Genomic DNA, 17,663 nt, shown 5'->3' on the forward strand with positions numbered 1-17,663 from the left:
CCCGTCCGGTCAGGCGTCGGCGGGAACGAGCCCGGCGATGTGGCGCGCGATCTCCAGGGCGCTGGTGGCCGCGGGCGACGGGGCGTTGAGGACGTGCACGACGTTGCCCGAGCGCTCGATGAGGAAGTCGTCGACCAGGGTGCCGTCGGGCTTCATCGCCTGCGCGCGCACCCCGGCAGCCGTGGGCACGAGGTCCTCGTCGCGGACCTCGGGCACGAGCCGGCGCAGGCTCTCGCCGAACTGGTGCCGTGAGGCCGAGCGCAGCATCTCGCGGGCGCCCTCCCGGTAGTAGCGCCGGGCCAGCCGCCAGAACCCGGGGTAGGCCAGCGTCTGCCGCAGCTCGCCGGGGACGACCGTCCCCCAGGTGTAGCCCTCGCGGGCGAACGCGAGGACGGCGTTGGGCCCGGCATGGACGTGCCCGTCCACCCCGCGCGTCAGGTGCACGCCGAGGAACGGGAACGACGGGTCGGGCACCGGGTAGATCAGGTTGCGCACGAGGTGGGTGGCTCCGGGGGCCAGCTCGTAGTACTCGCCACGGAACGGGATGACCTGGGCCGACGGGTGGTGGCCCAGACGGCGGGCGACCACGTCGCAGTGCAGCCCGGCGCACGCCACGACGGCATCTGCCTCGAGGTCGCCGCGGGTGGTGCGCACGACCGTCACGGAGCCACGCTGGACCGAGGACAGCACCTCGGCCCCGAGGACCAGGGCGGCCCCCCGCGACTCGAGCCGGCGGACGAGGGCCTGGCACACGGCGCCGTAGTCGATGATCCCCGTCGCGGGGATCCGCAGGGCGGCGACGCACTGCACGTGCGGCTCGATCTCCCGCGCCTGCTCGGGCGTGAGCTCCTCGACGACCAGGCCGTTCGCCCGGCCGCGGTCACGCAGGCGGGCCAGCCCGGCCAGCTCACGCCCCTGCGTCGCGACCACGAGCTTGCCGCAGACCTCGTGGGGGATGCCCTCCTCGCGGGCGAGCTCGATCATCGACTGCGAGCCGGCCCGGCACATGAGCGCCTTCTGCGACCCCGGTGCGTAGTAGAGCCCCGAGTGGATGACGCCACTGTTGCGCCCGGTCTGGTGGGCGGCCCACGTCGGCTCCTTCTCCACGACGGTGACCTCGGTGCCGGGTTCGCGCGACAGCCGCTCGGCGACCGCGAGCCCGACGATCCCACCACCGATGACGATGACCCTGCGTGCGGACATGGCGCCAGCGTATGCCGCGGTGCCGGTGCGTCGGGTCCGGCAGGTGGTGGAGCCGGCAGTGGCCGGCAAGGCGTCCGGCTGGTGGGTCCGCGGGGTGGGACGGCTGGGCTGGTGGTCCCGGATCCGATTGGTGGTCCCGGATCCGGCAGCCGGACGGGCGCGTGGTGGGATGGGCTCGACGACGCACCCGAGCCGGAGGACCTCCATGCCGTACGAAGCCCTGACCTCGACCCTCTACACGACCGCGGCGACCGCCAAGGGCGGACGCGGTGGGCGCGTGCGCAGCGAGGACGGGGTGCTCGACCTCGAGCTCGGCAAGCCCGGCTCCAAGGCGAACCCCAAGGCGAACCCCGAGACGCTGTTCGCCGCGGGCTACTCCGCGTGCTTCGGCAACGCGATCCTGTCGATCGGCCAGGCGCAGGGCCTGGACCTGTCGGAGTCCACGGTGACCGCGCAGGTCAGCCTGGGCAACACCGAGACGGGCGTCGGGCTGGCCGTGGCGATCACCGCGCACCTGCCGGGGCTGGACCCCGAGGTGGCGCAGAAGGTCGTCGAGGCGGCGCACGAGCGGTGCCCGTACTCCAAGGCGACCCGCGGCAACATCGACGTCACCGTCAGCGTCGGCTGACCCACGAAACGCCACCGCCCCGGGCGCGCGCTGTTGCGCGCGGCCGGGGCGGTGTGGTCGTCGGCCTCAGGCCAGCTGCTGCAGCAGCCCGCTGTCGACGTCGTAGAGGAAGCCGCCAACGGCGACCGAGTCGGGGACGAGCGGGTGGGTCCGCACGGCGCGCACGTCCTGGAGCAGGGCGGCCCGCTGGTCGGTCACCACGTTGAACTGCTGCCACGAGGCGTCCTGCCCGGCGGAGGCGCCCACGCGCTCGCGGAGCTCGGCCTCGCTGTTGGAGGCCATGGCGCACCGGGTGTGCGGGACGACGAGGACGCGCTTGACGTTCAGCAGGTGCACCCCGAGGACGATCGCCTCGAGGGCCGCCGCTGTGACGCGGCCGCCGGGGTTGCGGAAGATCTTGGCGTCGCCCGGCTTGAGGCCGACGAGCCGCAGCGGGTCGATCCGCGAGTCCATGCACGTCACGATGGCGACGCCCGCGTGCGCGATGCCGTCGAAGCCGCCCGTGGCGAACTCGGTCTCGGCGTACGTGCGGTTCGCCTCGAGAAGGTCGTCGAAGCCCGGTGCGACGGTAGGCGATCCGGTTCCAGCGTCGGTCACAGCAGCACTCTCCTTGGTCGTCGAGGTGGGGTGGTGGTGAGGGTCGTGGTCGGTCGTCGGGGTCGTCCTGCGCCCGCCCTCGTCAGAGCAGGCCGGGGCGCTTCGGGATGGACATGGCCATCGGCTTGGTCGTCGTGGCGAAGAAGTCGTTGCCCTTGTCATCGACGACGACGAAGGCGGGGAAGTCCTCGACCTCGATCTTCCAGACGGCCTCCATGCCGAGCTCGGGGTACTCGAGCACCTCGACGCTCTTGATGCAGTCCTGGGCCAGGCGCGCGGCGGGGCCGCCGATCGAGCCGAGGTAGAACCCTCCGTGGGCGGCGCACGCGTCGGTGACCTGCTTGCTGCGGTTGCCCTTGGCCAGCATCACCATCGAGCCGCCGGCGGCCTGGAACTGCTCGACGTAGGAGTCCATCCGGCCGGCGGTCGTGGGCCCGAAGGAGCCACTGGCATACCCCTCCGGCGTCTTGGCCGGGCCCGCGTAGTAGACGGCGTGGTCCTTGAGGTACTGCGGCATGCCCTCGCCCGCGTCGAGGCGCTCCTTGATCTTCGCGTGCGCGATGTCGCGCGCCACGACGAGCGGTCCGGTGAGGGACAGCCGCGTCTTGACGGGGTACTTGGTCAGCTCGGCGAGGATCTCGTCCATGGGCCGGTTGAGGTCGATGCGGACGACGTCGTCCTCGCCCTCGAGGTGCTCCTCGGTCGTCTCGGGGAGGAACCGGGCCGGGTCCCTCTCCAGCACCTCGATGAAGACGCCCTCCGGGGTGATCTTGCCGAGGGCCTGGCGGTCGGCCGAGCAGGAGACCGCGATCGCGACGGGCAGCGAGGCGCCGTGGCGGGGGAGGCGCACGACGCGGACGTCGTGGCAGAAGTACTTGCCGCCGAACTGGGCGCCGATGCCGAAGTTGCGGGTCAGCTCGAGCACCTGCTCCTCGAGCTCGGTGTCGCGGAACCCGTGGGCCGCCATCGACCCCGAGGTGGGGAGGTCGTCGAGGTACTTGGCCGAGGCGTACTTGGCCGTCTTGAGCGCGAACTCGGCGCTGGTGCCGCCGATGACGATGGCCAGGTGGTACGGCGGGCAGGCGGCGGTGCCGAGCGAGCGCAGCTTCTCGTCGAGGAAGGCGAGCATGCGCTCGGGGTTCAGGATCGCCTTGGTCTCCTGGTAGAGGAACGACTTGTTCGCCGAACCGCCGCCCTTGGCCATGAAGAGGAACTTGTATGCCGTCTCGTGGCCGGCCGCGGTGTCGGCGTAGAGCTCGATCTGGGCCGGGAGGTTGGAGCCGGTGTTCTTCTCCTCCCAGCTCGTGATCGGAGCCATCTGCGAGTAGCGCAGGTTGAGCCGCGTGTAGGCGTCGAGGACGCCCTGGCTGATGGCGCGCTCGTCGGTGCCCTCGGTGAGGACGTGCTGGCCGCGCTTGCCCATGACGATCGCGGTGCCGGTGTCCTGGCACATCGGCAGCACGCCGCCGGCGGCGATGTTGGCGTTCTTGAGCAGGTCGAGAGCGACGAACTTGTCGTTGTTGCTCGCGTCGGGGTCGTCGACGATCCGGCGCAGCTGGGCCAGGTGGGCGGGGCGCAGGTAGTGCGCGATGTCGTGCATCGCGGTCTCGGTCAGCAGGCGCAGCGCCTCGGGCTCGACCTGCAGGAACGTGCGGCCGCCGGGGCCCTCGACCGTGCTGACGCCCTCGGTGGTGAGCAGGCGGTACTCGGTGCGGTCCTCGCCGATCGGCAGCAGGTCGACGTACTCGAGGCCGGGCGTCGGGTCCTTCGGCTCGGTCCCGGCGGTCACGGGTGCTGCGTCGGTGTCGGTCTGGGCCATGGTCTGCTCGGTGCTCCTTCGTCGTCGCGTGCGGCCGTGGCCGCGCGGGTCACAGCTCGTCGAGGCTGGGCGCGTACGCCCCGGCCCGTCCGACCGTCACACCGCTGGTGGCCTCGCCGCGCTCCACGGCGGGCCGCACGTCCTCCAGTGTCGCGCGCCGCAGCCGCTCGCGGGCACCGGGGTCCCCGAGCAGCCCGGCGACCACCAGCCCGGACACCAGGCCGGCCATGAAGGAGTCGCCGGCGCCCACGGTGTCGACGACGCGCTCGGCCACCGCCGGCACGCGCTCCACGTCCTCGCCCGACGCGACCCGGTAGGCCACGCCGTCGGGCCCCAGCGTCACCAGGGCGAGCAGGGCACCGAGGGAGACCCAGTGCGCCATCACCTCCTCGGGGGTGCGCCCGGGGTAGAGCAGCTCGAGGTCGTCCTCGCTCGCCTTGACGACGTCGCTGAGGGCGACGAGCTCCTCGACCCGCACCCGGACCGCGTCGAGGCCGCCCATGATGCTGGGCCGGATGTTCGGGTCGTAGGAAGTGGTGCCGACCTCACGGACCGCGCGCATCAGCTCGGTGACCGTGGCCGCGCCCGGCTCGAGGACGGTGCCGATCGAGCCGGTGTGCAGGTGGCCGGTGCCCCGGGGGAGGGGGACGGACGGGAGGTTCCAGTGCAGGTCGAACTCGTAGGTCGCCGCGCCCGTCGCGTCGAGCGTCGCCACCGCCGTGGACGTGCGGTCCTCGCCGTAGCTCTCGGGCAGGACCGTCACGCCGTGGCGGCGCAGGTGGGCAGCGATGCGTTCGCCCCGCTCGTCGTGGCCGAGCCAGCAGGCGAAGTCGACGGGGTGGTCGAGCCGGGCGAGGCCGACGGCGACGTTGGCGGGGCTGCCGCCGACGTGCTCGACCGGCTCCCCGCTGCCGTCGACCACGATGTCGACGAGGGCCTCCCCGACGACCAGCAGGCGCGGGTTCATGCCCGACCTGCCGCGGCACCCTCGAAGTCGATGGCGGAGTAGGCGCGCAGCTTCGCGAGCTGGTGGTGGCTCTCGATGATGCGGATCGTGCCGGACTTCGACCGCATGACCAGCGAGTGGGTGGTCATCCCACCCGCGCGGTAGCGGACGCCCCGGAGCAGCTCTCCGTCGGTGATGCCGGTGGCGACGAAGAAGCAGTTCTCGCCGCTGACCAGGTCGTCGGTGGACAGCACGCGGTCGAGGTCGTGCCCCGCGTCGACCGCCCGCTGGCGCTCCTCGTCGTCCGTGGGCCACAGCCGGCCCTGGATGACGCCGCCGAGGCACTTGATGGCGCAGGCGGTGATGATGCCCTCCGGCGTGCCGCCGATGCCGAGCAGGAGGTCGATGCCGGTGTCGTCGCGGGCGGCCATGATCGCGCCCGCGACGTCGCCGTCGGAGATGAACCGCAGGCGGGCGCCGGCCTCGCGCACCTCCTGCGCGAGCTTCTCGTGGCGGGGCCGGTCGAGCATGACGACCGTGACGTCCTCGACGCCCTCCTTCTTGGCGCGGGCGATGCGCTTGACGTTCTCGGCGACGGGCAGCCGGATGTCGACGACGTCCGCCGCCTCGGGACCCGTGACGAGCTTGTCCATGTAGAAGACCGCGCTGGGGTCGTACATCGCGCCCCGCTCGGCGACCGCGAGCACGGAGACTGCGTTCGACTGGCCCTTCGCGGTGAGCGTGGTGCCGTCGATGGGGTCGACCGCGACGTCGCACTCGGGGCCGTTCCCGTCGCCGACCTCCTCGCCGTTGAACAGCATGGGCGCGTCGTCCTTCTCGCCCTCGCCGATGACGACGACGCCCTTCATCGACACGGTCGAGATCAGGGTGCGCATGGCCTCCACGGCCGCGCCGTCGGCGCCGTTCTTGTCACCCCGCCCCACCCACCGGCCGGCGGCCATGGCGGCGGCCTCGGTGACCCGGACCAGCTCGAGGGCGAGGTTCCGGTCCGGCGCCTCCCCACCCACACGAAGGGACGAGGGCAGGTGCTGCTCGGACATGCATCGATCCTTCACGCGGCGTCGGGGAAGTGCCACCGAGCCTATCGGTGCGCGGGGGCGGTTGGCGCCGGGCGGTCCCCGTCAGGGACGATGGTGCCGTGAGCACCCCCGCCCCCCGCAGTTCCTACGCCAACGGGTCCGTGGCGAACATGATCCGGTCGATGCTCGTCGTGGGCGCGATCGTCGCGGTGCTCATCGCGGTCGTGCCGCGGGTCAACCAGGTCAGCCAGCCCCCGGTCGACGTGTCCTCGGTGGCGACGCAGGTTGCTGCGGACACGAAGTGGCCGATCGAGGCGCCACTGGGGCTGCCCGACGGCTGGAAGGCGACGAGCGTCCGCTACGTCCGCTCGACCGACGGCCTGATGACCTGGCACGCCGGGTACCAGTCGCCCACCGGCAACTACGTCGCCATCGAGCAGACCAAGGACGCCACGGCCGGCTGGCTGGCGGCGCAGACGAACCGTGCCCGGGAGACGGGGCAGACCCAGGCCGGCGGCCTCACCTGGGGCACCTACGTGCGCAGCGGCAAGGTGCAGAACAGCCTGGTGCACAAGGCTGAGTCCCCCGGGCAGCTCACGACCATCGTGACCGGCACGGGCACGTTCGACGAGCTGTCGACCTTCGCCGAGGCCCTCCAGCCGGTCTCCGGCCAGGGCTGACGCGCCGCGGCGGCAGGTCAGTCGCCGGCGCGCTCCTCGTCGGCCTCGGCGAGCGCGGACTCCGCACCGTCGAGCCAGGTGCTGCAGTGCGCGGCCAGGGCCTCGCCCCGGCGCCAGAGCCGCATGCTCTCCTCGAGCCCGCTCTGCCCGCCCTCGAGCTGGGCGACGATCGAGATCAGCTCGTCGCGGGCGTCCTCGTAGGACAGCCCGGCGACGTCGGGGAACTCTGCCTGCGTCGAGGTGTCGTCCGCCGGTGCTGCTGCCTTCTCGCTCCTGGCCATGGCGGCAACCCTAGGACAGCCCGGCGACGCGGACGCCGAAGTCCCCTCGCGCCACCCGCACGCGCAGCAGCTCGTCGACCTCGAGCTCGGCCTGGTCGAGCACCACACGGCCGTCACTGTGCTGCACCACGGCATACCCCCGCTCGAGGGTGGACTGCGGCGAGAGTGCCCGCACCTGGGCCCGGAGGTGACCGACCTGGTCGCTCGCCCGGTGCACGGCCGCGAGGACCCGGCGGCGCGCGCGGTCGCGCAGCGCGTCGAGCTCGCGGCGGCGCACCTCGAGCATGGCGGACGGGTCCGCCATCACCGGCCGCGAGCGGACCGCGACGAGGTGCCGGCGCTCGGCCTCGACGCGCCGGCGCAGGGCGCCACGGGCGCGCTCGGCCGCCTGCCTGACGCCCTCGCGCTCGGCGTGCGCGTCGGGGACCACCCGCTTGCCGGCGTCGGTGGGGGTCGAGGCCCGCCAGTCGGCGACGTGGTCGAGCAGCGGGGTGTCGACGTCGTGGCCGATCGCGGAGACGACCGGGGTGCGGGCGGCGGCGACGGCGCGGACCAGCGCCTCGTTGCTGAACGGCAGGAGGTCCTCGACCGACCCGCCGCCGCGGGCGATGACGACGACGTCGACCTCCGGGTCGGCGTCCAGCTCGGCCAGGGCCGCCGTGACCTCCTGGACGGCGGTGGGGCCCTGGACGGCGACCTCGCGGATCGCGAACCGGACCGAGGGCCAGCGGCGCCGGGCGTTCTCGACGACGTCCTTCTCGGCGGCGCTCGCCCGCCCGCACACGAGCCCGACGGTCCGGGGGAGGAAGGGCAGCGGCTTCTTGCGGTCGGGGTCGAAGACGCCCTCGGACGCCAGCAGCTGCTTGAGGTGTTCGACCCGGGCGAGCAGCTCGCCGACGCCGACCGGCCGGATCTGTCGGGCGTCGAGCATCAGCGAGCCGCGCTGGGTCCAGAACACCGGCTTGGCCTGCAGCACGACCCGGGCGCCCTGGCTGAGCGGCGTCGGCATGGCGTCGAGCGCGTTGACCTGGATGGCCACCGAGAGGGACATGTCGACGTCCGGGTCGCGGAGGGTGAGGTATGCCGTGCGCGCGCCGGGACGGCGGGTGAGCTGGACGACCTGCCCCTCGACCCACAGGACCGACATCTTCTCGACGTACTCGGCGATCTTCATGCTGAGCAGGCGCACCGGCCACGGCTGCTCGGGGGAGGTGTCGGCGGCACGGTCCGGCAGCGGGGCGCGCTGGGCGGGGCTGCTCACGCTGCCAACTCTAGGAGGCGGCGGCGACGCCGCTCGGCAGGTACGCGGGAGAGGGGCAGCGGGTCACCGGGTCTGGCGCCGCCGGCGGGCCCGGATCATGGCCCGCTGGAGCCGGGCCGGGTCGACGGCCGGGGGCAGTGGTGTCGCCCCGGGGGGTCGGCACCCGTCGAGGAAGAGCAGCGCGTGGCGCCGCCAGGCGTCCGGGGCGTCGTCGCGGGTCGTCTCGATGATGCCGGCCAGGGCGAAGGACAGCACCGGCAGGTCGTCCACGCTGAAGTCGGCTCGCAGGACCCGCGCGTCCTTCGCACGGTCGAGCACGGCGAGGACGGTCTCGAAGCTCGGCGGGACGGTGTCGCCGCTGCGGTGCCGGACGGGGGCTGCCGCCTGCACGAGGTGGGCGAAGCCCAGGTTCTCCGCCGCCAGCTCCCCGACACCCAGCACGAGCGAGGCGAAGGCCGCCCAGGGGTCGGGTTCGGCGAGGGCCTGCTCCGCGTTGCGCCGGTAGCGCTCGAGCACGTCGTCGAAGGCCGCCGCGATGAGGCTGTCGCGGTCGGGGAACCGGCGGTAGAGGGTCGCGATACCCACCTCGGCGCGCTCGGCCACCCGCGTCAGCGGGGCTGCCACCCCCTCCTCGCCGAACACCTGCTGGGCCGCCGCCACGATCTTGGCGCGGTTCCCCGCCGCGTCCGCGCGCAGCCGACGGTCCCCACACCCCGGCCCGGACGACGACACGCGTCCCAGTCTAAGTGGAATAGGAACTCCACATGCGGTGTTGTCGCGTCCACAAGAGTGGAGGGGTGTCTCCACTTGTCCGAGAGGAGATCGCTGTGAACGTCGTGGTGTGGATCGTGCAGGTGGTCCTGGCCCTGCTCTTCGCCTTCGTGGGTCTCGGCAAGCTGGCGCGGCCCAAGGAGGACCTGCGCGAGCGGATGGGCTGGGTGGACGACTTCTCGCAGGGGACCATCCGCCTCATCGGGGCCGCGGAGGTGCTGGGCGCGCTGGGGCTGGTCCTGCCGGCCGCGACCGGGGTGGCCACCTGGCTCACGCCGACGGCGGCCGTGGGGCTGGTCGTGGTCATGCTCGGCGCCGTCGCGACGCACCTGCGACGGCGCGAGCCGCAGGTGCTGCCGGTCAACGTGGTGCTGGGCCTGCTCGCGGCCTTCGTGGCCTGGCAGCGGTTCGGGCCGCACGCGCTCTGACCTGCCCGTCGAGGGCGGCCCGGTCACGGGCAGTTCTCCGAGGTCGGGGCGCTCAACCTACGATGGAGGCATGAGCGAACCGACCAAGCGAGTGCTGCTGGCCGCCCCGCGGGGATACTGCGCGGGCGTCGACCGGGCCGTCGTCACGGTCGAGAAGGCGCTCGAGCTGTACGGGCCGCCCGTCTACGTCCGCAAGCAGATCGTGCACAACAAGCACGTGGTCTCGACGCTGGAGAAGCGGGGAGCGGTGTTCGTGGAGGAGACCGACGAGGTGCCCGAGGGCGCCACGGTCATCTTCTCCGCGCACGGCGTGGCGCCGGTCGTCCACGAGGAGGCCAAGGCGCTCAGCCTGCGCACGATCGACGCGACCTGCCCGCTGGTCACCAAGGTGCACCGCGAGGCCGTCCGGTTCGCCGACGCGGACTTCGACATCCTGCTCATCGGCCACGAGGGGCACGAGGAGGTCGTCGGGACGTCGGGTGAGGCTCCCGAGCACATCACGCTCGTGGACGGCCCGGACGACGTCGCCAACGTGACCGTCCGCGACCCGGAGAAGGTGGTCTGGCTGTCGCAGACCACGCTGTCCGTGGACGAGACCATGGAGACCGTCCGCAGGCTCCGCGAGCGGTTCCCGGCGTTGCAGGACCCGCCCAGCGACGACATCTGCTACGCCACGCAGAACCGCCAGCTGGCCGTGAAGCAGATGGCGCCCGACTGCGACCTGATGATCGTCGTCGGCTCGCGCAACTCCTCGAACTCGGTGCGCCTGGTCGAGGTGGCGCTCGAGCACGGGTCCCGGGCAGGGCACCTGGTGGACTACGCCGAGGAGATCGACGAGGCGTGGCTCGACGGGGTCACCACGGTGGGCGTCACGTCGGGCGCCTCGGTGCCCGAGGTCCTCGTCCGCGACGTGCTGACCTACCTGGCCGAGCGGGGCTACGCCGACGTGCAGCCCGTCGTTGCGGCCGAGGAGAGCCTTCTCTTCGCGCTGCCCAACGAGATCCGCCGTGACCTCAAGGCCAACGGCATGAGCGACAAGATGCGCCACGACGGCGCGTTCGAGGAGGCCGGCTCGCTCCACTGAGCCCTCCTGCCGGTCCGCCGGGCTCCTGACCCGACCGGCACCCCGGGACCGGCACCCCGGGACCGGCACCCCGGGACCGGCACCCCGGGACCGGCACCCCGGGGCCCGGTCCGAGGACAGGGGCGGCGACTCGGCGCCAAGTGCCACGGCCGGGGACCTCCACGCCGGTACCGTCGGACCATGATGGGGTTGGCGGACGCCCGCACGAGGATGACGAGGCGCCTCGTCGCGCGGGCGACCGGTGGGGGACCGGTGGACCTGAGCACGCTCGAAGCCGTCCCGCGCCGCCTGCTGCGCCCCTTGCGCCGCACCGGTCTCGACCCCGTTCCCCGGCTCGGGCGCACCGCGCCGGAGCCGGTCCACCGCCTCGCGCACATGTTCGGCATGAACATCTGGCTCGTCTCCGGCCACGCCGAGGCCAAGGCCGTCCTCGCCGACCAGGCGAGCTTCAGCAACGACATCCGGCCCTACGTCGGGCTGGCCGGCTCCCGGGTCGCAGGCCTGGGGTTCACCGACCCGCCCGAGCACACGCGGCTGCGCTCGCTGCTCACGCCGGAGTTCACCATGCGCCGCATCGAGCGGCTGGCGCCGCGCGTGGCGGCGATCGTCGACGACCAGCTCGACGCGATGGCCGCCGACGGCCCGGTCGTCGACCTCGTCGAGCGGTTCGCCTTCCCCGTCCCGTTCCTGGTCATCTGCGAGCTGCTCGGGCTTCCCGCCGAGGACCGCGAGCGCTTCCGCGCGCTGAGCCACGCGCGGTTCGACGTCACCTCCGGTGGGTCGGGTGCCTTCGGTGCCATCTCCGAGAGCCAGGAGTTCCTGCTGGAGGCCACGCGACGCCAGCGCCGGGAGCCGGGCGACGGCCTGCTCGGCCGGGTCATCGCCGCCCTCGGCGACGACGTCTCGGACGAGGAGATCGCCGGCCTCGCCGACGGCGTCTTCACCGGCGGGTACGAGACCACTGCCAGCATGCTGGCCCTCGGCTCCCTCGTGCTGCTGCGCGACCGCCAGCACTTCGACCTCGTCCGCGACGACGACGGCGCGATCGACCGGGTCGTGGAGGAGATGCTGCGCTACCTCACGGTCGTGCAGATCGCGTTCCCCCGGTTCGCGAAGACCGACGTCGACCTCTTCGGCCAGCGGATCGCCAAGGGCGACGTCGTCATCGCTGCCCTCAGCCGGGCCGACCGCGACTCCCGCGTCGGACCCGACCTCGACACCTTCGACCCGCACCGCCCGCCGTCGCCGCACGTGGCGTTCGGGCACGGCTTCCACCGCTGTGTGGGGGCCGAGCTGGCGCGCCTCGAGCTGCGCACGGCCTTCCCCCGCCTCGTGCGGCGGTTCCCGGAGATGGCGCTCGCCGTCGAGCCCTCGGACCTGCGCTTCCGCGACCAGTCGATCGTCTACGCGGTCGACTCCCTGCCGGTCCAGCTCGGCCGTTCGCCGGGCACGTCCAGGGTCAGCTGAGGCCGGTCGTCCTCGGCCGTCGCGGCCTCGATGAGCTCCATCGCCGTGAGGACCCGCGGCCCGGCCTCGACCGGAGAGGCGACCGGCAGCTCGTCCTCGACCACGCCCAGTGCGTGCATCCGGCGGGCTGACACCAGGACCCGCGACTCCAGCGCGCCGACCATCTGGTTGTACGCCTCCACGGAACGCTGCAGCGACCCGCCCATCCGGGAGACGTGGCTGCCCAGCGTGCCCAGCCGGTCGTACAGCTCCCGGCCCACCGCCATCAGCTCGCGGGCCCCGGTGGTCAGCGCGTCCTGCTGCCAGGTGAAGGCCACCGTACGGAGCAGGGCCAGCAGGGACCCGGGTCCGACGAGCACGACCCGTCGGGCCATCGCCGTCTCGTGCAGGCTCGGGTCGGCCGCCAGGGCCGCGGAGAGCATGGCCTCGCTCGGGACGAAGCAGACCACCATCTCGGGCGAGGTGTCGAACGCCGACCAGTAGTCCTTCTCGGCGAGCCCGCGCACGTGCGAGCCGAGGTGGGTGGCGTGCTCGCGCAGCAGCCGGGTGCGCTCCTGCGCGTCGAGGTCGTCGGCCTGGGCCCTGAGGAACGCCACCATCGGCGCCTTGGAGTCGACGACGAGGAACTTCTCGCCGGGCAGCCGGACGACGACGTCCGGCCGCACCTGGCGCGCGTGCCGGCTGACCCGGCTCACCTGCTCCTCGAAGTCGCACCGGGCGAGCAGCCCCGCGTGCTCGAGCACCCGGCGCAGCTGCACCTCACCCCACGCACCCCGCACGGTGGAGGCGTTGAGCGAACCGGCCAGGCTCTGCGTCTGCCGGTCGAGGGACGTGGTCGACGCCTGCACCTGGGCGATCGTCTGCTCGAGGGCGGCGAACTGGCGGGTGCGGTCGCGCTCCAGCACCCCGACCTGCTGCTCCACCCGGCCCAGGGCGTCGCGCAGGGGGGCCAGGGCGGCGGCGGTCTGGGCGTCGTCCGCGACGGTCGCCTCGAGGTCGACGACCCGCTCGCGGAGCAGGTCGGCCTCGGTGCGCGCGGACGCCACGCGGGCGGCCGCGGCCGACCGGGCGAGCCATGCCCCGAGCGCGCCGCCCAGCACCAGACCGACCACGAGGGTGAGCACGAGTTCCATGCCGGCGACCATGCCACCTGCCACCGACACGGACCCACCGATAGCGTCGGGACATGCCGACACCCCCCTCCGGTCCGCAACGCCCCGGTGCACCGGCGCCCCTCGTCGACGGCGACCTCGCGCTGCTCCCCGCCGAGTCGGAGGTCGGCACCTACGCGTTCGAGCTCGTCTGGGAGGAGGCGCAGGTCGGTCGCGTCGAGTTGCTGGTGGACGAGGAGGACGCCGACGTCCTGTGGGTGGTGGTCCCCGAGTACCGCGCCGTCGGCATCGCCGAGCGGGCGCTGCGCCTGGCGCTGGACTGGGCGGTGGACGACCTCGGCGTGGCCCGGGTCGAGGCCCGCGTCCCCGACGTCGACCGCGACTCGCTGCGCGCCGCCATCCGCTCGGGTATGCGGCGTGAGGGCATCGCGCGGGCGGCGCGCGTCGGTGCCGGGTCCCGGGGGGACGTGGTCGTCCTGGCGCGGGTCGCCACGGACCCGCCGCCGGACTCACGCGAGGGTTTCATCGGCATCCTCAACGCGACGCTGCCCACCAAGCGCGCGATCGCGCAGGGCGTGCTGCGGGACCGCGACGGCAGGGTGCTGCTCTGCGAGCTCACCTACAAGGACGAGTGGGACCTGCCGGGCGGCGTCGTCGACCCGTCGGAGTCGCCGGCGCACTGTGTCGTCCGTGAGGTCCGCGAGGAGCTCGGCCTCGACGTCGAGGTGCGCAGCCTGCTCGCGGTCAACTGGCTGCCGCCGTGGCGCGGGTGGACCGATGCCACGGTGTTCGTCTTCGAGCTGGCGCTCGACGACGCCGACGGCATCGCGGGCCGTGCGACGTTGCAGCGCAGGGAGATCCGCGCCCTGCACTTCGCCGACGAAGAGGAGTGGGAGGGGAGGGTCGCGGCCTACAACCAGCGCCTGCTCGCCTTCCTCGCGACGCACACCGGCCCCACGGCATACCTCGAGGACGGTCTCCCGGCGCTCTGAGGCGCCCAGGCGGCAAAGCCGCAGGTCAGGACGTCGTTCGGCGTGCGAGGTCGCCGCGACGGGTCTAGCCTCACGGAGTCATCTTGCCGGGGGAAACCGTCACCAACGGAGTGCACCATGACTGACTCGACCCTGCCGTCGCTGACCGCGGAGGAGCTCGCTGCCGAGGGCGGCACCGCGCTGCCCGACAAGGAGGTCATCAGCCTCCTCGACCTCAACGCCGACCTCGACCTGGGCCTCGACGCAGCCGCGCCGATCGACCTGGCCGTCGCGGCCAACGCCAACGTCGCCGCACCGATCGAGGCCGCCGTCGGCGCGAACGTCCTGTCCGTCGGCTCCGACGCCACGGCCCTCGCCTCGCAAGGTGCGCACATCGACCAGGGCATCACCGGGGAGGCGGTGGCCCACGGCGAGCAGGGTTCCACCATCGACCAGACCGACACGGCCCCGGCCCCGGCAGACGGCACGGACACGACCGTCCCGACCGACGGCACCGCCACCGACGGCACGACCACCGTCCCGACGGATGGCACCGTCCCGACGGACGGCACCGTACCGACCTCGACGGGCGCCGCCGGACCGCTGGACGGTCCGCTGCTCAACGTCGACGTCAACCTCGCCACCGACCTCAAGCTCGCGGCTCCGATCACCGGTGCGGTCGCGGCCAACGCCAACGTGGCGGCGCCCATCGACGCCTCCGTCGCCGGCAACATCGGGTCGGTCGACTCGCACGCCGCATCCCTGGCTCAGCAGGACGTCGCCATCACCCAGCACGTCGACGCCGACGCCAACGCCACGACGGACCAGTCCTCGAGCATCTCCCAGTAGCACTTCACGAAGCCGCTCCCGTGACTCCCTTCGAGGGGCCCAGCGCCCCCGCCGGGTCCGACGCTGCCCCCGCACCCGCTGCCGTGGGGGCAGCGCCCGGGCCGACGGCCCCGGCCCCGGACGGCTCCGACGTACCCGTCCGCGCCGACGGGGTGCAGCTGCTCGGGACCGTCCCCGGTTCCGGCTACCGCACCGCGCCGGCCCTCGTGCGCCGCGGCGACGGACAGACCATCCAGCTCACGCCGCTGCTGTATGCCGTGCTGGAGGCGGTGGACGGGGAGCGCGCCTTCGACCAGGTGGCCGAGGCCGTGGGCGCCGCCGTCGGCCGGCAGGTCCGGGCCGAGGACGTCGAGACCCTGTGCGACGCCAAGCTGCGCACTCTCGGGTTGCTGCGGAAGGCCGACGGGTCCGACCCGCAGCTGAAGCGCTCGAACCCGTTGCTGGCACTGCGTTTCCGCTACGTCGTCACCGACCCGGAGGTCACCCGGAGGGTCACCGCGCCGTTCGCGCTGCTGTTCGCCCCGGTCGTCGTGGTGCTGCTCGTCGCCGCATTCCTCGCCGTGTGCACCTGGGTGCTCATGCACAAGGGCCTGGCGTCCGCGACGCACCAGGCCTTCGACCAGCCCGCGCTGCTCCTGGCTGTCTTCGCGCTCACCGTGGTGTCCGCGGGCTTCCACGAGTTCGGCCACGCCGCGGCCGCACGCTACGGCGGTGCGACGCCCGGCGCGATGGGGACGGGCCTGTACCTCGTGTGGCCGGCGTTCTACACCGACGTCACCGACAGCTACCGCCTCGGCCGGGCCGGGCGCGTGCGCACCGACCTCGGCGGTCTCTACTTCAACGCCATCGTGGCAGTCGTCATGTTCGGCGTCTGGTTCGGCACGGGCTGGGACGCCATCCTGCTCATCATCGCCACGCAGGTGCTGCAGATGGTGCGGCAGCTCGCGCCGCTGGTGCGCTTCGACGGCTACCACGTCCTCGCCGACGTGACGGGTGTGCCGGACCTGTACCACCGCATCAAGCCCACGCTGCTCTCGCTGCTGCCGCAGCACTGGAACGACCCCGAGGCCAGGGTCCTCAAGCCGTGGGCCCGCGCCGTCGTGACGACGTGGGTGCTGGTGGTCGTGCCGATGCTGGCGTTCTCGACCGTGATGATGGTCCTGAGCTTCCCCCGGGTCGCGGGCACGGCCTGGGCGTCCGTCGCCCGCCAGTGGGCCCGCCTGCAGGTGCAGCTCGGCGACGGGGACGTCCTCGCCGTGCTGGTGCGCGTCCTGTCGATCGTGGCGATCGCACTGCCCGTGCTGGGTGTCGTGCTCATCGTGTCGCGGCTGGTGCGCCGCGTGGCCGTCGGCACGTGGCGCAGCACCGAGGGGCACCCCGTACGCCGCGGGCTGGCTGGCCTGGCGGCCGTCGCCGTGGTCGCCGGGCTGGGGTGGGCGTGGTGGCCCCAGCCGGGCACCTACCGGCCCATCCAGGCATACGAGCGGGGGACGCTGGGGGACGCTGTGAACGCGACCCTGGCGCGCTCCGGTGCGCCCACCCCGATCGCAGAGGGACGACTGGGGTCCGGCCGGGCGATCCTGCCCAAGGGGATGCGCCTGCCCTCGGCGGACGCCCCGCAGCTCGCCGTGGTCATGGTGCCGCGTCCCGGGCAGACCGCCCCGGACGGTTCGGCGCTGCCGACGTGGGTGTTCCCGTTCGACCGGCCCGCGCCCCCCGGGGAGGGCGACACCCAGGCCCTCGCGGTCAACACGACGGACGGCACCTCGCTCTACGACGTCGCGTTCGCGCTGGTGTGGGCCGACGGCGACACCGTCACCAACACCAACGAGGCGTACGCCCTCGCCTCCTGCACCGACTGCCAGGCGGTCGCCGTGGCGTTCCAGGTCGTCGTCATCGTGGGCGACGCCCATGTCGCCGTGCCCCAGAACATCGCCGCGGCGGTCAACTACAGCTGCGTCCGCTGCGTCACGCAGGCCCTGGCCACCCAGCTCGTCGTGACGCTGTCGGGACCGCTCAGTGCGCAGAGCACCGCGCAGCTGCAGGCGTTGTGGGCCCAGATCGCGCAGTTCGGGCAGTCGATCCGCGACGTGCCGCTGGACCAGCTGCAGAGCCGGGTGGACGCCTACGAGGAGCAGATCCTCGCGATCCTGCGCAAGGACCCCGCGTGGGTCGAGCCGTCCGCGGGCAGCACCCCGACGGGCACCGCGACCACAGGGCCCCCCACGGTCTCCTCGACGACCGGTCCCACCGGGGCGACCCCGAGCACCGGCACCGGCGGCTCGGGCACGTCGACGAGCTCCACGCCGACCGGCACCGACACCGGCACGGCGCCCGCGCCGTCCGGCTCCAGCTCCGCGAGCACCACGTCCAGCCCGTCGGCCTCCACCGACGCGACCGCGAGCGTGACGTCCTCACCCGAGGCGAGCGCCGCGGGTGACGTGGCGAGCGCCACGACCACCCCCTGAGGCGCGGCCGGACGGCATACGCTCCTGTCGGCGCCGGGCCCGGCGTGCACGCACGGCG

At 73.2% G+C, this 17,663-nt stretch carries 17 protein-coding genes; 8 read left to right on the forward strand and 9 right to left on the reverse strand.

Features of this window, described 5'->3' with window-relative positions; all coding sequences use genetic code 11:
* Positions 1-9 precede the first annotated feature (9 nt).
* Positions 10-1,203: an L-2-hydroxyglutarate oxidase gene (gene lhgO, locus J2X64_RS11770; protein ID WP_310154396.1), complete on the reverse strand. Its 1,194-nt coding sequence runs from the start codon at positions 1,201-1,203 to the stop codon at positions 10-12.
* Between lhgO and J2X64_RS11775 the strand changes: the two genes are divergently transcribed.
* Entirely contained in the window at positions 1,178-1,831 is a 654-nt protein-coding gene (locus J2X64_RS11775) for an organic hydroperoxide resistance protein (protein WP_310154398.1), read from the forward strand. The genes lhgO and J2X64_RS11775 overlap by 26 nt on opposite strands.
* Positions 1,832-1,897: 66 nt before the next feature.
* Here the strand turns inward: J2X64_RS11775 and J2X64_RS11780 are convergent, their stop codons facing one another.
* From J2X64_RS11780 to glpX, 4 genes are all read right to left on the reverse strand, one after another.
* Positions 1,898-2,428 (reverse strand): carbonic anhydrase, encoded by a 531-nt coding sequence (locus J2X64_RS11780; protein WP_310154401.1) that lies wholly within the window; start codon positions 2,426-2,428, stop codon positions 1,898-1,900.
* Positions 2,429-2,510: 82 nt separating this feature from the next.
* On the reverse strand, positions 2,511-4,247 hold the full coding sequence (locus J2X64_RS11785; protein ID WP_310154403.1) for a fumarate hydratase: 1,737 nt from the start codon (positions 4,245-4,247) through the stop codon (positions 2,511-2,513).
* A 49-nt stretch (positions 4,248-4,296) separates the two neighbouring features.
* The gene (locus J2X64_RS11790; RefSeq protein ID WP_310154405.1) at positions 4,297-5,214 is read right to left on the reverse strand and encodes a carbohydrate kinase; all 918 of its coding nucleotides are present in this window, start codon (positions 5,212-5,214) and stop codon (positions 4,297-4,299) included.
* Positions 5,211-6,254 carry a class II fructose-bisphosphatase gene (glpX, locus tag J2X64_RS11795; protein ID WP_310154410.1) on the reverse strand — a complete coding sequence of 348 codons (1,044 nt, stop codon included), beginning with the start codon at positions 6,252-6,254 and terminating at the stop codon, positions 5,211-5,213. The genes J2X64_RS11790 and glpX overlap by 4 nt, the downstream gene beginning before the upstream one ends.
* Before the next feature lie 98 nt (positions 6,255-6,352).
* Between glpX and J2X64_RS11800 the strand changes: the two genes are divergently transcribed.
* The gene (locus tag J2X64_RS11800; protein WP_310154413.1) at positions 6,353-6,913 is read left to right on the forward strand and encodes a DUF4245 domain-containing protein; all 561 of its coding nucleotides are present in this window, start codon (positions 6,353-6,355) and stop codon (positions 6,911-6,913) included.
* Positions 6,914-6,930: 17 nt separating this feature from the next.
* On the opposite strand, the gene J2X64_RS11805 is transcribed toward J2X64_RS11800, so the two are convergent.
* The 3 genes from J2X64_RS11805 to J2X64_RS11815 all read right to left on the reverse strand — a co-directional run bounded on the left by J2X64_RS11805 (position 6,931) and on the right by J2X64_RS11815 (position 9,187).
* Complete coding sequence (locus tag J2X64_RS11805; protein ID WP_310154416.1) at positions 6,931-7,194, reverse strand: exodeoxyribonuclease VII small subunit; 264 nt, start codon at positions 7,192-7,194, stop codon at positions 6,931-6,933.
* Between the two features lie 10 nt (positions 7,195-7,204).
* Positions 7,205-8,455, reverse strand: a complete 1,251-nt coding sequence (gene xseA, locus J2X64_RS11810; RefSeq protein ID WP_310154418.1) for an exodeoxyribonuclease VII large subunit — start codon at positions 8,453-8,455, stop codon at positions 7,205-7,207.
* 63 nt (positions 8,456-8,518) lie between these two features.
* Positions 8,519-9,187, reverse strand: a complete 669-nt coding sequence (locus tag J2X64_RS11815; RefSeq protein ID WP_310154421.1) for a TetR/AcrR family transcriptional regulator — start codon at positions 9,185-9,187, stop codon at positions 8,519-8,521.
* Between the two features lie 95 nt (positions 9,188-9,282).
* Here J2X64_RS11815 and J2X64_RS11820 point away from each other — a divergent pair, with 95 nt between their 5' ends.
* The 3 genes from J2X64_RS11820 to J2X64_RS11830 all read left to right on the forward strand — a co-directional run bounded on the left by J2X64_RS11820 (position 9,283) and on the right by J2X64_RS11830 (position 12,205).
* Positions 9,283-9,654: a DoxX family protein gene (locus J2X64_RS11820; protein ID WP_310154424.1), complete on the forward strand. Its 372-nt coding sequence runs from the start codon at positions 9,283-9,285 to the stop codon at positions 9,652-9,654.
* Positions 9,655-9,724: 70 nt separating this feature from the next.
* Positions 9,725-10,738 (forward strand): 4-hydroxy-3-methylbut-2-enyl diphosphate reductase, encoded by a 1,014-nt coding sequence (locus J2X64_RS11825; protein WP_310154427.1) that lies wholly within the window; start codon positions 9,725-9,727, stop codon positions 10,736-10,738.
* Between the two features lie 180 nt (positions 10,739-10,918).
* A complete protein-coding gene (locus J2X64_RS11830; RefSeq protein WP_310154429.1) occupies positions 10,919-12,205 on the forward strand; it encodes a cytochrome P450 in 1,287 nt (428 codons plus the stop codon).
* Here J2X64_RS11830 and J2X64_RS11835 read toward each other — a convergent pair.
* Entirely contained in the window at positions 12,142-13,338 is a 1,197-nt protein-coding gene (locus tag J2X64_RS11835) for a DNA recombination protein RmuC (RefSeq protein ID WP_310154433.1), read from the reverse strand. The two genes, J2X64_RS11830 and J2X64_RS11835, sit on opposite strands and share 64 nt — an antisense overlap.
* Positions 13,339-13,391: 53 nt before the next feature.
* Between J2X64_RS11835 and J2X64_RS11840 the strand changes: the two genes are divergently transcribed.
* From J2X64_RS11840 to J2X64_RS11850, 3 genes are all read left to right on the forward strand, one after another.
* Positions 13,392-14,309 carry an NUDIX hydrolase gene (locus J2X64_RS11840; protein WP_310154435.1) on the forward strand — a complete coding sequence of 306 codons (918 nt, stop codon included), beginning with the start codon at positions 13,392-13,394 and terminating at the stop codon, positions 14,307-14,309.
* 117 nt (positions 14,310-14,426) lie between these two features.
* Positions 14,427-15,137, forward strand: coding sequence for a peptidoglycan-binding protein (locus tag J2X64_RS11845; RefSeq protein WP_310154436.1), 711 nt, complete (start codon positions 14,427-14,429; stop codon positions 15,135-15,137).
* A gap of 20 nt (positions 15,138-15,157) precedes the next feature.
* Positions 15,158-17,605 carry a hypothetical protein gene (locus tag J2X64_RS11850; RefSeq protein ID WP_310154439.1) on the forward strand — a complete coding sequence of 816 codons (2,448 nt, stop codon included), beginning with the start codon at positions 15,158-15,160 and terminating at the stop codon, positions 17,603-17,605.
* Positions 17,606-17,663: the final 58 nt, after the last annotated feature.

The organism is Phycicoccus sp. 3266 (assembly GCF_031456495.1).
Classification (GTDB): Bacteria; Actinomycetota; Actinomycetes; order Actinomycetales; family Dermatophilaceae; genus Pedococcus.